Consider the following 15,704-nt stretch of genomic DNA (forward strand, 5'->3'; position numbering starts at 1 on the left):
ATTATACCTTTTGAATGCCTTTAAGTAAATGCTTTTCGAAGAATTTCATCCCTTCTAAAATGATAATTGGAGCCACGTAATCGAAATCTTTCTGATCTTCATGTTTACGTTTTTGTGCACGGATAAAGCCCGGTTCTCCTTTAATGTAATTTTCGATATTCATATCCTGGAAGCCAGCCATAAAATCAGATGCGTTCATTTTAAGGCCGAACATGCCAGACGAAACTTTAAAGAATAAATCTGCAAAATCCATAAACCTCGGGCAATGTGGTTTGCCATCTGGCGGAAGGCAAATGAAATGATTACCAATATGTTCCAGCATTTCTGGCGTGATCGAATTCGTAGCTTCTATATATTTAAATTCTCCGCTTGGCGTTACCACACAGAAGTTTTCTTCCCCCAGAATTTCGATGGCCTGCTTATTTGTAGGCACCAGGATGCTGGTGAAGTTGGTTGGAATAGCCAGTCCTTTAGATACCTCGTATTTCACGTCGGCATTGTCTGTTCCCCGATGAGAATTAATATCGATGATCTTTAAAGGATTAATGCTAACCGGACTAATTGTTTGTTTGGCTACCGATTCCCCGCCCATCCCTCTGATAAACATTTGGGTATAATAATCTTCTGCTGCGGATGAATTTACAGCGGCAAACCAGTCGAATATTCTCGATCCCTTACCCGCAAAGGCAATTTTAATTTTTGGTGGAATGGCTTTAACTGCCGGAGGTGCATCTTCAGACCTCAAAATTTCATTCCGAAGTTTGTAAGCCAGTTGCCCTGCATAAAACATAATCAGGCCGGTAACATATAAGTTAACGCTCATCATTTCTTTACATTCGGCAGCAATTAAGAGGTAAAAGGCTTCAAAATCTGCCGCTTCCAATCGATCAACCACCTGTTCAAAATAGTACGGAGCGGTATTTTCGTTGTATTTAGGTGTACCCGCATTTAAACCCTGAATGGAAATGTTCTTCCGCTCACACATTTTCAGCAAAACGTTTTTAAAGTTTGGCGAAAACTTAGTGGCCTGCGCAATTCTTTCGGCAGCAAAGCGGATAGAATTTTGTTTAATCATCGCCTTACCACCATCCATTTGGCACAGCGCCGTAATATCAGTTGTGCTTCCGCCAATGTCAAAACACAGTACCAGTTCATTAGGGCCAATGGAGTATCCACCATTTGGCCTCACCAGGTAATTCGCTACGGCACAGGCTTCAGAAAGCGATTCTTCGTTGCCTAATTTTTTAAAGTCGAACCTTAAAGGTCCTGTTTCCGTTTTAATATCAATAACGGCTGTTGGCTTCCGCGTTTCGCTTGCCCAGCCATTTGCTGCAGGTTGCGGCTCGCTTCCCCAATTTGAACCGGTAACCGGAGATGAACCCCAGGCAGATCCTGCAACAGGCGCTTCATTACTGGTATCGCTCCAGCTCGAACCGGCTACAGGCGCACTCCAGCTACTGGCGCCGGATGTTTCCCCAATATCGGCTAAATCAGATGGTGGGTAAGTTTTCAGTTTCACATCGCTTTCTATGGGTGAAATCTCCCTAAGCGAATCCCAAATGGCCCTGTATTCACTTAATAACTCTTTTCCCATTGATGATGGGTAAGACCATTTTAGCGTGTGGGGTTCATGGCCTTCGATAAATAACTGCGCATAAACATGCAATAGTAAAGAACTCAGGTAGGCTGTTTTATAACTTTTATCGATAGGCTGTGTAGACCATTTCATATTGTAAACCAGCTCTGCCTTTCCAATTCTGTTATAACCTAAAATGTATCGGTTATCTTCAGCAGATTCTATTGGCAGGTTTTTTTCAAAACAAGGAAAACCACCTTTAACCGCTTGTGCCATGAGTGAATGGTTGAGCACACTGCCATCATTCACCACCCTTCGGGAATCGTGAATGGTTAATACCGACTTAATGGAGTTGGTTAAAATTTCATCATTTTGAAAGAAGAAAATCTCGTCTTCTACTGCTGGCCTTTCATCATTATTTTTAGTATCGGTTGATAAAAGAGAAACCCTTTTGTTACTCAGTTTTAAGCTTTCACAAACCTCATTTTTAGTATCAGAAAAATAGGCGATGGAAGAATTGGTACTACCGAAATCTATTCCTAAAAATGCCTTTGATAGCGATTTTGGAGAATTCAGCATGTTTACGGGCAAAGATTGCGCATTTCCTGATCCATCATAACGGATAATACCAAATCCACAATCAATGCCCGCGTAGGCAAATTTTATTCCTTTAAACGGCTTATTGCTTTCATAAATTTCATATTTGTATTTATTATCGGCTACTGCATTGTTAGAAGCGATGTGCAATTGCGCTTTAATGTTTCCGTATTTTTCTGGAATATTGGCTGCTTTACCATCGTTTGCCAAGTATAATGGAACACCTTTCTCATCCAATACAATCCTGAAAAAATCATCTTCTACATTCCCGATAAATGGAGTAGTCTGGAATTTAGCATCGTTGTGTGGAATCTCTGAATAAATAAAATATCTGTTCCATTGTTTAGAAATGAAATTTGGCCACATCAAAATATCTTTGCCTACGATAGATGATGAGGTAACTTTATAAATAACTTCCTTTACAATTTCATTTCCGGCTTCCGTATATAACTTCAGGTTCACAATCAAACGTTCGCCATCTTTATCCTCCGGATCATATAAAGCGGTAATTCTTGATTTCACATTAGAAGCTTCAGATAAACCTACTAAAGCATCGAGCGTAGCACCAAAAACATTTAAAGCCAAAGGCGTGAGGGGCAAAGTAAAATAGGCGTAATGGCCTGGCTGACCTTTCGTTTCAGCACTCAGTAATAAGATCGGTTTAGTTTTTAAATAATCTTTGGTTTCCATTCCATATCGCCCGAAATCTATCTGGGCAATTTCAGTAGTATCGGGAAGTAAAAGATCTTTTGGATCGAAAACGATACTACCATCTCTTGATTCGCTGTAGATAATCCCTTCTGAACCATATAATTCTGTAGAATAATTGAAAAGAATACTGAATGGATAAGTAAACAGCGCACCCACTTCAGGCGCTGCCGCCTGATCCAGTTTAGGGTAACCTTTTTGCTGCTGATAAACAACCATTTCATCTAACCAACCTTGCATGCAACTAGAGATGTTCCCATATTCAGGCCTGATAAATTCTGCTAAGCCTGAATAATTTAACCTGAATTTCTCTATGTTTTTTAGGATATACCTGGCATAACCATAAATTTTAAAAAGTTCTTGCGGATTAAGTTCCGATTGCAAAGGATCGATAAACTTTCCATTCTGAACATTTACAAAAGGTAGTTTTTCTTTAATTTGATAGGCTACAGATGTGAAAAGGAAACTATCCGGCGAAGTTCCGCCTACTACAATGCCTTTGTAAGAAATGACATCTATAAAAGGGATTTTATCTGCATTATTTGATAAAGACTGATCACACCAAAGCGGCTGCCTTTCGAACAACATATTGCCAAACGCACCTACAGGCTCATAAATATTTGCCGTGGTACTTAATCCTTGTCCGTCAGAATAAGATAGTTGAATTCTATTTGATTCGATATCTTTATAGTTTAAAGCTATACAGCTGATAAAACCTTTCCACTCACTAACCAGCGATTTATAAAAAAGCATTAAGCCTGCGCTTTCTGCATCTTTATCCTGAATATTATCCAGCGCACTTTTGAACAGGTTTGCCCTTGCAAATACAGATGGAATTCCTGATACGATGGTACCAATATTCACTGAAGAATTGCCTTCCTGATCTACTGCAATCTCCGGGATTAAAATATTTTTGGTAAAAACTTCTAACTGGGGTATTTTGTCCCATGCAAATTCAACGCCATTGGGTTCAGTTTTAGCATGAACTTTTATAGCCAGTGCCTTTATTCTTTTATCTGACATGTTCCTTTAGTTTATATCGAAGTTTTGTGAAATGGTAAGTGCATTAAAAATGTGCGCCAGAAATTTTTCCTTTGTGGTGTTTACCTTTTGCTCATCCTGCGGATTGGTGTTGATCAGTTTCGAAACAAAAGTGTCATATCGATCGCCGAAAAGTCCGCCCTTAGCCCAATGGTGTTTTTCATCCAGAAAGATGGTACCTACATCTAGTTTTTTTAACTCTACCTGATTATCTGGAAAGGCTTTGCTTTGAAATAAAAATTTGCCCGGTGCAACAGAATTTCTAACCTGGTATAACCAGCCCGGCACAAATTTGGCATCTTTAAATGTATAGGCAAAAAGTTTGAAATATTCGTTGATGTCTTTGCATTCTGCATCTGAAATGGTGCTGTATTGATTCAGTTTCTGGTTTTCACATTGTTTAATGAAACCTTTGATCCCCGAATCATTAAATGCGGCGCCATTTTTAGTGAGGGAGATGTGTGCTAGTGAGAAAAATGCTCCTAATTTATTGACAAAGATTTCGCCGGCTTTATTTTCATTTCCAACAAAATCATCGAAAGAAAAATTGAATGAATTGTCTGTAAATTCTACAGCTTTATACAAATATTCGGCCTTGGCGCTGCTAAATCCGTCTTTACGGGTAAAGAAATCGTAAGCAGCACAGGCACAAAGCAGTTCTGTAATGTGGCAGCCATTTACCTGTTCCGTTCCGCCGGTAATGGTTTTGTTGGATGAGTTGTAGCCATCTATCTTTTTACTTTCTATCGGCCAGCCAATATGGTACAGAAGCTTATAACACTTTTGAACGGTAGGATCGCTTTGGTAAAACTGTAAGGCCGCCTGGCTATTAATGGGGAAGAAAGATGAATCGGCAATTACGCTGTTCGCCTTGCTTTTCTTTTGCTGATCATCTGGCTTGCCAAAGGTGAAATATTCCGTAAGTAGTGTAGCTCCGAACTTTGCCTTAGCAAAATCGATACTGGAATTGCCGTTGGAACGAATTTTAACGAAATCCTGAAGTGCTTTTGGAATAACCGGAATAGATGATGCACCAGTACCGCCAAATACCGAACCGAAAATAAACACCCTCGCGTTTGCCCCGACACTTTCCAGTTTAGTGATGAAACCATCTAATTCTCTTTCCTGAGATTGCACCACAGTACCTTTCACCAGGTTTTTGGCAGCCTCTACAATTCCATGGTACATTAACATCGAACCCAGATGGGTTTGGGCACGATAACCGTGTTCCAAAGAAAATTCTTGTACCGATGCCGTATCCAGAAACAAATCAGAAATCAATTTATTGGCTTTCTGTTGCTCTGTTGAACCTGTAGTAATTTTGGAAATGTTCTTATAAGTTTCCCGTCCTAATCCAGAATAGTTGGTAAAAAAACGGTGTAAATTTAATTTTGCAGAGAAAAAAGTATTGGCATTCGGGGTTCCGCCAGCAGCCACATCGGTAGATTTAATTCGGTTGTAAACCGCAATCAATTCTTCCACACGGCCTTTATTGCCATTGTTCTGATCAGTATCTAAGGTTAATATTTCTATTTCCTGATTATCGAACATTCCGATCCCACAGAGGTGGGTGAATGATTCCAGACAGCGCATCCCTGTGCCGCCTATTGCAATTACGAATAATTTATCCATTGGGCGTTCAGCTTAAAACCAGTGACCAATTTTTCCATTTGCAAATATTTTGCTCAACACGAAGCCCAAGACGATGTATAGCAAAAAGCCAACAGCTGTGCCGATGCTTAGCGCATTTACATAGTTGTTCAACACCATCATATTGGCATCGGGCCTGAAAACGAAGTAGCCCAATAAAAAACAGACAATAGGATTTAATGCGGCTAAAAGCCAGAACCAGGTTTTTCTTGATTTTGGATCGCTGGGGTTACTGCCTCCCTCATATTTGATGGCATTTGCAATAATAACGGCGAGCAGGAGAAAAAATAATGCAGTAATAATTGATATGATGTACGCTGATGTAGATTCCATTTTTTGATCGATTTGATGATTAAGTTTTAGTTAGTTACTTTTGGTTTTGATGTAATATGAATAGACTGTTTTGCCTGTTGGAGCAAGTTCTGTCAAGGTGTTTTTTATAGATTCTGAAAGGGCGGTATTGGGTTTGTTCCTGGCATTAATCCATTGAAATTTTGCCAGCTTCGCATTGGATAAATTGGCTTCTGCGCTGGCTAAAACAAGATCTACTTTAATTAAGCCTTCAGGATTCTGAATATTTTTTAAATCGAACTTTGGATGAAAAATGACACCTAATTCTACATTCTTTAATCCTGATGCTTTTGTATTATCAAACAGTGCTTTATTCAAAGCAAACACCTCGTTTAAACTAGCGGGGGCCTGTGGTTTGTAAATCCATTCTGCTTTTAATTTTCCATCTGCATTGTAGCAACCTGATGCAATTGGGTCGTCTTGATTATCGGCTAACTTAGCTTCCCCATTATTTCCTTTAGCCAGTTTCGGCTTGTGTTTCTTTGCTTCATCATATTTGGCAAAATTTTCAAAATCAGTCGTTACATCCGAAACCTTAACCTCAAAATTCCCGAAAACATAGCTGTCTTGATTACTCAGGTCTACAAAGAGCTTTCTAAAAAAATCGTTAAACTGATTTTGGCTGGCATACGAAGCATGAAGTTCACTGATTGTTTTCCAGTCTAATCCTAATGGATAAAACTCAAACGAATGGCCGTCTTTCAACCCGTTGATGTAGTTTTCCTTTAAGTCGAGTACATTTCTGGCGTTTTCTGATTTTGCATTCACATCGTAAAAAATTCCGCCTGATTTCACAGAAGGATAATCTGTTCGCAAACGGTAGGTTTGATCCGATAAGTCAAATTGTACCGCTAAAGGTGATAGTTTGGGTGAAAGTTTAGTAATTAAACTTGATGCATCTGGTTTCCCGGAACTAAAAACCGTAAAATAAAGGTGTTTAGCAACCGTACCTTCTTTATAATCCACAACAAAAAAGTGGATGCTGTTTCCTTTTTTTAACCATTTTGAAAATGGAATTTTTAAGAAAGCGGTACTGGTTACTTCTGCATTTGATTGCCATTCTTCGAAATCGGTAATCAGAAGTGCGTCGTTATTACCATCAACAATTTTATCTACGGCTGATTGTATTGGCGCCCAGATATCCAGGTATTGTTTCGGATCGCTTACCTGTTGCCCCAATTCTGTGGAGTTGGCTACATTCATTGGTGTTACTTTATTCGAACCCAATTTGTAGACTTCAAATTTGCTGGCGAGAATGGTATTGAAGCAATCAGTCATCATACCTTTGATGCCGGCCTCATTAAAGGCTTTGTTTATTCCGGAGGAGAAATCGATATAAAGCGCAGGGTTTCCGGTTTTTGGTCTGGTTACATTTTGCGCGATAGTATCATTATATGCAGCAATTCGATTTCCTAAATTAGAATCGAAAGGGTCGAATTTTGCTTCCTGAAACGGATCTGCTGTTTTGCTTCCTGTGCCGCAGGAAGAGATTATTAAGAGCGTTAATAATCCTGCGATTTGTGTAAACCCTAAAGTTTTACCAATTTTCATAATCTGAGGGGATTGTTTTAATTTATACCTCAAAAATAGGAGAACCGTAAAGCTCTTTTTTACGGGAAACCGTAAGCATTGATTTTATTCTTACTCAAAAAAAATGTCCAAAATGCAGGTGATTCGGAATCCGTATTTATCAAAAATCCATCAAGTAGTTAGATAGAAAGAAGCAATGCTTATTTTTGCTGAATCAGATTCAACCTCTCCTTTATGTACCAAACATTACGCAAACATATCGAAAAACAGGTTGCCTTAACAGATGAAGAGTTTGCTTTTGTGCAACGTCATTTTGAGACAAAAAAGTATAAAAAGCATCAGTTCATTATCCAGGAAGGTGAAATGGTAAGGTATTCGTACTTTCTGGTTTCAGGATTAACCAAGCTGGTGCATCATGATGAAAGTGGTAAGGGACATATTATTTCTTTTGCCATGGAAGATTGGTGGGAAAGCGATTTCCATGCTTACCTCACGCAAACACCAGCAACCCTTTCGCTCGAATGTATTGAGGATACTGTGGTGTTGTGCATCTCTCTGACAGATTACAGAAAGCTATGTGCTGAACTTCAAAAAGTAGAATCGTTTTTTCTGGAAAAGGCACATTTCGGCAATATTGCTGCACAGCGCCGAATTTTATCATTACTCACTTCCAACGCGAAAGAGCGTTATGAACAATTGCTCAAACAGTATCCATCTTTATTTCAGCGGGTTCCAAAATCATTACTGGCTGCTTACCTCGGTGTATCCAGAGAAACCCTCAGCAGGCTGGCTGGTTAGTGTGACAAAGCTCACTTTAAAATGGTGATGTACCGCAATTGATTTGATTTTCTATTTCTTCAATTTTGTGGTATAGCAATTTCGCTATGCTTAAAACAATTTGAAATGGAAACACGAGCAATAAACCCATGGAAATGGCAGGATCAAAGAAATTATGTACAGGCGGTAGAAGTGAAAGCCGTAACCGGAACACTATATTGTTCAGGGCAAACGGCTATTGATGCAGAAGGAAAATCGAGTGATGCAGATATGGCAACTCAACTTACCCAGGCCATTGCAAACCTGGAACAGCTAATTACCGAAGCAGATTATGATTGCAGAAACATCGTACGATTAAATGTTTACCATACCGATATCAATGCATTTTTTGGTAGTTTTCAGATCCTGCAAAACTGGATCGTGAAACATAGCATACAGCAGGCTACAACGGTTGTGGAGGTTAAAAGTCTTTTCGAAACCTTAAAGGTAGAATTGGAGGCCACTGTAGTAAAGTAGAAGATTTTACTGTATTTAATTTATATCACTGAAATACAAGTATCTAACAAATATACTTCGATGGTAGCGCAGCAATGGGCCTTTCTGCTGCGCTGGCTTGCCTCGGCTGGCCGCCGAAGGGCTCTTACTTTTTTGCTTGATCAAAAAAGTAACAAAAAAATCAAGGCTTGGACCTGATGTCGGATAAATTCGTTAAAGCTTTATTTTGGCAGCACAAGCACCCGATGAAGAATCGGGAGAGAATGTGCTGACTTGGGCAGTGGTGGTATGAAAAATTGTGGTAGAAGCTTTAAACGTTTTCTCCTTCCATCATTTCCTAGGCCGGAGAGCAGGGCGGCAATAGCAGTATTGTCAACATAGAGCGTAGTGTTGACAATACTGCTATTGCCACCCATCAACTTCATTTAACACCAAACCATTTTTCGCATTCGTATGAACGGTGGGTTAAAACGGTCGCCCTCCTGAACTTGATTTAGTACCTTTAAAAATTACATAAAGGTCCTTCGACAAGCCAACATGACAAGTTTTAATTATGATAAGTAATTGGTAATTTTATTTTTTATCTCTGATGTAAATGTTATCATGGTTGGATTTTAGAATGAGATCCACCCCTCCACCATTTATTTTTCCATTGAGTGTTTCTGAATAATTTCCACCGTCATAACCAAACACCGGAGTTTCATCTTTGCTTTCACCGCTGGTTGCCAATCTTTTGATAGTTAAAGCCTGAACACCTTTTCCAATAATCATCGTTTTTACAGGCTGGCCGCTTGCATTTTCTTTCGGATTGGCTATGGGGTTGATTACAATTTTCAGGTCATCAGCCGCATAGATTTTCCCATAATTACTCATAGCTTCAAGATTGGCTTTAACAGAAGTCGGAAGAGCAACATCAACATGGCCATGCACAGATACAATCGAAATAGGTCCTTTCAGGTCGGCAGGGAAGGAAGCATCAACTGAGCCATGTAGTGTTTTAATATTCATTGGCCCAACATTGTTAATTAACATAATATCATTGCCAGTTACCGATACATCAATCTCCATTTTTAAATTTTTAAGGGTAACCGTATCCTGATACATGTTGCTATTATTAGAGAAAGAAACACGGATATTTCTAGGTAGCTTAATGCTTAATTTTGATTGGTTACCTACGCTAACCGGATTTACATTGATATCATCTCCTGTTACGGTAACATCATAACCAAGACCGCTATTGTCTTTAAAACCCGAACTGTTAAATGCCTTTAATCCTTTAGCGCGTTCATCTACCTCTTCATCCTCGTTTTCCGGAAGAGAAAAAATGATTTCATTTCCATCATAACCCTCTACCGTTGCACCACTGATATTGAGGTTCAATTTGCCGTTGCTTTTAGCGAGTTTATATTGTTTCTGCGCTGATGCAGATAGGGTGAGCGTGAATAAGGCGAATAATAAGATTAGTTGTGATTTCATATTTTTATTTTTTTACGGTGATTAAAATTTATTTTCTTTAAGTAAAATCTGGTAAGCTTCATCTTTTACGGCTTCCATTGTGGTTGGATCATTCACCAGGGCATAAAGTTGCTCATCAATTTTAATGTTCTTCATTTTGCCCAGGAGGTTAACCAGCGATAGCTGTATCATTGGATCATCCTGATGATGGAGTGCCGTTACCAGTAAATTAGCAACATGTGCATCCTGCTGATATTTTTCCAGGATACTTAATGCCGCCAAACGAACATTACTATTTTTATCTTGCTGAATGGTTCCTGCCAGGCGATCGAGGAGATCATAACTAATCAAATCGCTTCTTTTGATGGCTAAAACTGCGGCAAGACGGGTGCTTGATGAAGTACTGTCGCTCAACTGCTTAATAAGCATTGGGTCGAATTGCTCAATGGGCTGAACCTCTTTTTTAAACCTTTTCTTTTTTACTGGTGGAGCTGTTTCGTGTTTCGCAAGCTGAAAATTTTGTGCCTCTTTGGTAAATACCTTTACATCTGGCTTCAAAATTACTTTTTGGCTTGTGTTGTCTTTTTTTATCCCCACATGCTGTTCAGGACTTTTGGCCTGATCTGTCCTATTGAAGAACCAAAATCCCATAGCACTAACCAATAAGACAGCTGCGGCGGCCATCCACTGTGCAGGTTTGATACTTAAAACACGATGCTTTTTTATCACCGGTTCCTGGGCCTGTTTAGCTTTAAATCCGGCAAGGTCAAACCGGGGTGCCTCCAGATGATCGAAATCTTCCCGGTGCTGTTCCACAAAATCTTTTATCGGATCATTCATAATAAGCTTTATCCTTTAGTGATACTAATATTTTCTTTTTTGCCCTGTGGTATTGTGTTCTTACCGTAGAGGGCGCAACATCCAGGAGCACGGCAATTTCTTCCTGAGTCATTTTTTCGAAGAGATACAGGTTCAATATGGTTCTATATCCATCCGAGAGTTCGTTAATGCAACGGCGGACATCTTCTACACGGCTTTCAAAAATTTCATCTGCTCTGAGGTCGTATTCCGCTTCGGCCCTGAGCTCATGATCACCCAGATCTGAAAACATCAGTTTCCTTCGCCTCAGGTGAGAGATGGATTTGTTAATCGCCATTCTCCTTACCCAGGCTTCGAAACTATTGATGTCCTTCAATCGCTTCTGATCACTGAAAGCGGTGAAAAATGTTTCCTGCAAAATATCTTCAGCTTCTGCACTATGCGAAATCAGTCTGCTTATAGAGTTGAAAATTCCCTTCGCATAACGGTTGTACAATCCGGTATAGCCAGAGTCCTTTCCTTCTATGCACATGGAAATTAATTCCGTATCTGATATGTGTTCTTTTTGAAGCAAGTAGCGTTTAGTTATTCTAATGGGTTTCTATCTTGTAGTCGCAGGATGGTTAATAATGTTGCATCGCTACACTGATTTTTTGAAATAATTAAGCAACTGTGAGCTATATCCGTAAAGATCGGCAAAAAAGGTTAATTTGAAATTGATAAATAATTCAGGATGAGGCTGATTCTAAACCTAGTGTTTAACTGTGGGAAGCGCTTTCTAAGTGGTTAAACCTCTTTTGTAAACGGCTTGGCGATATTAAAAAATAAAAATATTTTAAGCTCAATACAATAATGATCGAAAATCCCCGTCTTTATATGGAGAGCGTTAATTTAGATTAAACGGGAGTCGTCCATAAGGATGATTCCCGTTTTCTTTTTAGCGATAGCAGAAAAGCCCGGGAGAAAAATATTTTCAAGCCCATACAATAATGATCGAAAATCCCCGTCTTTATATGGAGAGCGTTAATTTAGATTAAACGGGAGTCGTCCATAGTATGATTCCCGTTTTCTTTTTAGCTTGATTCCTGAAGCATTAACCAACAGAGAAATTAAACATGCAGTTTTGGTTTTGGCTTACGCCATTCCCATGGTGCTATTGGATTTATATCCCGCCATAAACCTACTTTATTTTTTCTCGCGATGATTTCAAGTTGCGAATAAAGAACATCAGTAGAATATTTTTTATAGTGCCATGCCATTCCCTGCCTGATCATTTCCTGATTAATTACTTGCTTTCTTTGATTGCTGACCACCGCAATTAACCGTTTATACCGATCATATTTCTGACCATACACCATTACATATTGTCCGAAACATAAATCAGATAGCGCTTGCTTCGCATTATTACCGAAAGGTTGTGAGCGTCGTTTCTCCGGACAATCAATATGGGCCAGACGAATTTTTATCGGGGTATTTTTGTAGAGAACTTCCATCGTATCGCCATCCATAATACGAATCACTTTTGCACTGAAAGTCTGGTTTTTGAGGTTTAAGTTCTGCGATTCTATCTTTTGTAAAAAAGGCTGAATCAACAGCAGTAAAACAAGTGTAGTTATTTTTCCCATTTACATAAGGTTTTACCCTGATCTCTTGCTTTATCTAAGGAGATTGAAATTAATTTGTGATTGCAATTACTCAGGCCGCGACAACCGGTGCTGAGGTGATATTTTTTGCTACCTCCGCTGTTACAAAGGTAAACTGTTGTGGTTTCTTTGCAAGTAGCCGTTGCCAAAAAGAAAAAAGATAAGAAAAGAATTTTCATGGGATGTATGGACAATACTTTTACAAACTTTAAAATGTGAGGTTGCCAGTTTTATTTTATTCAACCTTAAGGCAACCTCAACATTTTTCCGAGCGCTAATTGTTATTCGATATTATTTTTTGGGTGATTTTCTGAGCTCAAAATTAGTGATGATCAGAAGGGATTTTATACGGGAAACCGTAAACATCAATTATTTAACATAAAAATAATAAATGTGTTTAGGATGGTTGATGAGTGCTCAAAATCTTAATGTTAAATTAAATGTGGTCTTAGCGAGACGCTACAACCAGGATCCAGGCAAAAGGCAGAGAACTCATCAGTTTATAAACATTAAGGCATTAAGAAATCTAAATTAGGGCTCAATATCTTAATGCCTTGATGTTTGAATTGAAATGCCAAGTTAACTTGCGAAGTTTCAAAGGGAAAGTGCGGAGGAAAACTTCGTCAGTTTTAACGGTAAATATTTGAGAATGGAATGTAGCTTTTGCTCATCACTACAAATTATTTAAATTTTACTGATTAAATAATGCCAAAGTCTTTACAATAAGCCACCAATTGCTCATTTTTAGAGAATTCCAATACCTCTTTCATCATATTTAATCGTTTTTCAACACTACTTAAACCCGATGGTTTGATGTTGTTTTCCTGCAAATAAGAGGGAATGTTTTTTTGAAGCGTACCCTGAGAGAGCAGAGAGATAATTGTGATGTCGTAATTGGTAAATTCGAAAGTATTTTTTTGTTTTACACTTTGTTTTAAATCGGGCGAAAGATAGGTTTTGCCTTTTGCCAAAGCATCAATGGCCAGCTTCAGGTCTTTAGCATCATGGCGTGCTTTACGCACGAAACCATTGATGCCATATTTTTTAAAAAGGTCATCAATCAATGCAGGTTTGTTTTCTGCAGAGAATACAAGCACCTTAATATTTGGGGCTATTTTTTTCACCGCCTCAATAAGTTCTACCCCTCCGGCAATTTCTTGTTTCCGGTGGTCTTCCTCGAAAGAAAGATCAGTAATGAGTAAATCAAATGGTGCTTCACCTTGCATATTTTTTTTGATATGCATTAAAGCATCATCGCAATAATAGGTGTATTCAGTTCTTGTAATATTCAGGTCTTCTAAAGTTTTACGCACAGAAATGCTGGTCATTTCATGGTCTTCTGCAATTAATACGCTTTTAAACATCATCATTAATATTTAGGAAATAGGAAAGGAGATCTGGATTTTAAGCCCTTTTTCCACTTCGGTATCAAAGATAATTGCTCCATTAATTTCTTCTATACGGTTTCCCGTATTCCGCAAACCATTATTAAATTCTTTGTCTTTGGGCATTCCCACACCATTATCGGTGTAATAAATTTTGATTTGTTCGCCATTATTTTCAAACCGCATCACCACATTGCTGGCCTGGCTATGTTTTTTCATATTCACCATCAGCTCCTGAATAATGTGTTCGAGTTCGTATTTGGTTTGCTCGCTCACTTTCAGCCACAATTCGGCATCATTACCTGCAATTAATACTTTTCTGTTTTCTGTTGCGAATGAAGTTAATATTGCAGAAAGGATTTCATGAAAAGGTTTATTGGCTTCCGTTGGTTTTTCATACGAGATATCCCGTGATTTTTCATAAAGGTCTTCAATTTTATCCAGTACGTGATCTCGATCAAGATCCTGCTGGTTTTCGATTTCCGTCATTACCCGGTACAAGCCATTGGCTACCACATCGTGTACCTTTTTAGAAGTCTTTAATTTACTATCGGTGATGGCTTTTTGGCTTTTTATTTCAATATCTCTTTTTCTTTTGCGATACCAGAAAATACCACCTACTAAGATGAATAACGCGACTGAAGAGATGATGATGATTTGGTATTTCTTTTCACCGTTCTCTTTTTGTAATTTGAGATTATCAGCTTTGTGTTTTTCTGTTTCGTAGCGGACAAGGGCAAATTGATTTTTGGCAGCGTTGCGGGCAGTTTGTAGGCTATCAGATAAGCTGGCATAAATTTCAAAATATTGTTTGGCAGTATTGGTCGGGGATAATTTTATTAGCTTTTGCAAAGCTTCCAGTTGATCATCTGGACTATCAAGATTTCGAGCAATCTTATACATTTTGGTTGAATAATATATGGCAGAATCAAGATTTTTTTTAAAATAAAAATCTGACAAATGAGAATAACTAGCATTTAACCCCCATTCATCCTTTTCCTTTATACGAATTTCTAACGCCTTTAGAAAATCTGGAGCAGCATTATATTGTTCGTTCTGAAGCCACTTAGTTTTGGCAAGATTAGATAAAATTCTTGCATATTCTTTATTATCAGTAGTAGTAGAAATGGCATTATTATAAATTTTACGGGCCAATTGATAGTTCCTATTCTTCTGATAAACTACAGCTTTATTATTAGAAATTATCTGTTTAAATTCGCTATTCTTTGTGAACTTTATTGCTAAATCATAATATAAAATAGCAGCGTCATAATTTTTTATATTAAGGCTAGTTGCTCCAAGTTCATTGTAATTTGAAGCAAGACAAGAAAAGTCTTTTGGTCTATTTTCATGTAAAAAATTCAGAGAGGTAAGTAAGGTTTCTTGGCTTCCAAAGTAATCTCCAGCATCTGCTTGTATTATGGCCATTTCGTTGTAGGCTCTAGCTATTTGTAAGCTATCCTTCGAACTTGTCGCCACTTTATTAAAATAGTAAAAAGCTGAATCGTTATTTTTAGACATAAACGATTCAGCTTTAACATAATCAATATCATCTATTTGATGATTAGTTTTTTGCTTTTTGTTACAAGCTAAAATACCTAAAACAATGGTCACTAAGAGCAGTCTATTTTTCAAGGATATTATGTTTGCTCAAATATAAAGAAAGTAAGGCAAGTT

At 38.3% G+C, this 15,704-nt stretch carries 12 protein-coding genes; 2 read left to right on the forward strand and 10 right to left on the reverse strand.

Annotated features, from left to right (window positions below):
• Position 1: 1 nt before the first annotated feature.
• From ACN1CD_RS00645 to ACN1CD_RS00660, 4 genes are read right to left on the reverse strand one after another with little or no spacing between them, the layout of a single operon-like run.
• Positions 2-3,904, reverse strand: a complete 3,903-nt coding sequence (locus ACN1CD_RS00645; protein WP_419128314.1) for a hypothetical protein — start codon at positions 3,902-3,904, stop codon at positions 2-4.
• Positions 3,905-3,910: 6 nt separating this feature from the next.
• Positions 3,911-5,554, reverse strand: a complete 1,644-nt coding sequence (locus tag ACN1CD_RS00650) for a hypothetical protein (RefSeq protein WP_419128315.1) — start codon at positions 5,552-5,554, stop codon at positions 3,911-3,913.
• Positions 5,555-5,566: 12 nt separating this feature from the next.
• A complete protein-coding gene (locus ACN1CD_RS00655) occupies positions 5,567-5,905 on the reverse strand; it encodes a hypothetical protein (RefSeq protein WP_419128316.1) in 339 nt (112 codons plus the stop codon).
• Positions 5,906-5,935: 30 nt separating this feature from the next.
• Positions 5,936-7,474, reverse strand: a complete 1,539-nt coding sequence (locus ACN1CD_RS00660) for a hypothetical protein (protein ID WP_419128317.1) — start codon at positions 7,472-7,474, stop codon at positions 5,936-5,938.
• Positions 7,475-7,687: 213 nt separating this feature from the next.
• Between ACN1CD_RS00660 and ACN1CD_RS00665 the strand changes: the two genes are divergently transcribed.
• Together ACN1CD_RS00665 and ACN1CD_RS00670 are read left to right on the forward strand one after the other, a co-directional pair.
• Complete coding sequence (locus ACN1CD_RS00665; RefSeq protein ID WP_419128318.1) at positions 7,688-8,251, forward strand: Crp/Fnr family transcriptional regulator; 564 nt, start codon at positions 7,688-7,690, stop codon at positions 8,249-8,251.
• 105 nt (positions 8,252-8,356) lie between these two features.
• Positions 8,357-8,746 carry a RidA family protein gene (locus tag ACN1CD_RS00670; protein WP_419128319.1) on the forward strand — a complete coding sequence of 130 codons (390 nt, stop codon included), beginning with the start codon at positions 8,357-8,359 and terminating at the stop codon, positions 8,744-8,746.
• 552 nt (positions 8,747-9,298) lie between these two features.
• On the opposite strand, the gene ACN1CD_RS00675 is transcribed toward ACN1CD_RS00670, so the two are convergent.
• From ACN1CD_RS00675 to ACN1CD_RS00700, 6 genes are all read right to left on the reverse strand, one after another.
• Positions 9,299-10,201: a DUF4097 family beta strand repeat-containing protein gene (locus ACN1CD_RS00675; RefSeq protein WP_419128320.1), complete on the reverse strand. Its 903-nt coding sequence runs from the start codon at positions 10,199-10,201 to the stop codon at positions 9,299-9,301.
• A 21-nt stretch (positions 10,202-10,222) separates the two neighbouring features.
• Positions 10,223-11,020 (reverse strand): HEAT repeat domain-containing protein, encoded by a 798-nt coding sequence (locus ACN1CD_RS00680; protein WP_419128321.1) that lies wholly within the window; start codon positions 11,018-11,020, stop codon positions 10,223-10,225.
• The gene (locus ACN1CD_RS00685; RefSeq protein ID WP_419128322.1) at positions 11,013-11,531 is read right to left on the reverse strand and encodes an RNA polymerase sigma factor; all 519 of its coding nucleotides are present in this window, start codon (positions 11,529-11,531) and stop codon (positions 11,013-11,015) included. The genes ACN1CD_RS00680 and ACN1CD_RS00685 overlap by 8 nt, the downstream gene beginning before the upstream one ends.
• A gap of 577 nt (positions 11,532-12,108) precedes the next feature.
• Entirely contained in the window at positions 12,109-12,624 is a 516-nt protein-coding gene (locus tag ACN1CD_RS00690) for a thermonuclease family protein (protein WP_419128323.1), read from the reverse strand.
• Between the two features lie 716 nt (positions 12,625-13,340).
• On the reverse strand, positions 13,341-14,012 hold the full coding sequence (locus ACN1CD_RS00695) for a response regulator (protein ID WP_419128325.1): 672 nt from the start codon (positions 14,010-14,012) through the stop codon (positions 13,341-13,343).
• Positions 14,013-14,018: 6 nt separating this feature from the next.
• Complete coding sequence (locus ACN1CD_RS00700; protein ID WP_419128326.1) at positions 14,019-15,662, reverse strand: tetratricopeptide repeat-containing sensor histidine kinase; 1,644 nt, start codon at positions 15,660-15,662, stop codon at positions 14,019-14,021.
• Positions 15,663-15,704 lie beyond the last annotated feature (42 nt).

This window comes from Pedobacter sp. N23S346, assembly GCF_048515415.1.
In the GTDB taxonomy this organism is placed as follows: Bacteria; Bacteroidota; Bacteroidia; order Sphingobacteriales; family Sphingobacteriaceae; genus Pedobacter.

Excerpts from the sequence above, each read along its gene's own strand:
- ACN1CD_RS00660 (WP_419128317.1), bottom strand. The coding sequence starts at position 7,474 with ATGAAAATTGGTAAAACTTTAGGGTTTACACAAATCGCAGGATTATTA.
- ACN1CD_RS00695 (WP_419128325.1), bottom strand. The coding sequence starts at position 14,012 with ATGATGATGTTTAAAAGCGTATTAATTGCAGAAGACCATGAAATGACC.
- ACN1CD_RS00670 (WP_419128319.1), top strand. The coding sequence starts at position 8,357 with ATGGAAACACGAGCAATAAACCCATGGAAATGGCAGGATCAAAGAAAT.
- ACN1CD_RS00665 (WP_419128318.1), top strand. The coding sequence starts at position 7,688 with ATGTACCAAACATTACGCAAACATATCGAAAAACAGGTTGCCTTAACA.
- ACN1CD_RS00685 (WP_419128322.1), bottom strand. The coding sequence starts at position 11,531 with ATGTGCATAGAAGGAAAGGACTCTGGCTATACCGGATTGTACAACCGT.
- ACN1CD_RS00650 (WP_419128315.1), bottom strand. The coding sequence starts at position 5,554 with ATGGATAAATTATTCGTAATTGCAATAGGCGGCACAGGGATGCGCTGT.
- ACN1CD_RS00675 (WP_419128320.1), bottom strand. The coding sequence starts at position 10,201 with ATGAAATCACAACTAATCTTATTATTCGCCTTATTCACGCTCACCCTA.
- ACN1CD_RS00655 (WP_419128316.1), bottom strand. The coding sequence starts at position 5,905 with ATGGAATCTACATCAGCGTACATCATATCAATTATTACTGCATTATTT.
- ACN1CD_RS00680 (WP_419128321.1), bottom strand. The coding sequence starts at position 11,020 with ATGAATGATCCGATAAAAGATTTTGTGGAACAGCACCGGGAAGATTTC.
- ACN1CD_RS00690 (WP_419128323.1), bottom strand. The coding sequence starts at position 12,624 with ATGGGAAAAATAACTACACTTGTTTTACTGCTGTTGATTCAGCCTTTT.
- ACN1CD_RS00645 (WP_419128314.1), bottom strand. The coding sequence starts at position 3,904 with ATGTCAGATAAAAGAATAAAGGCACTGGCTATAAAAGTTCATGCTAAA.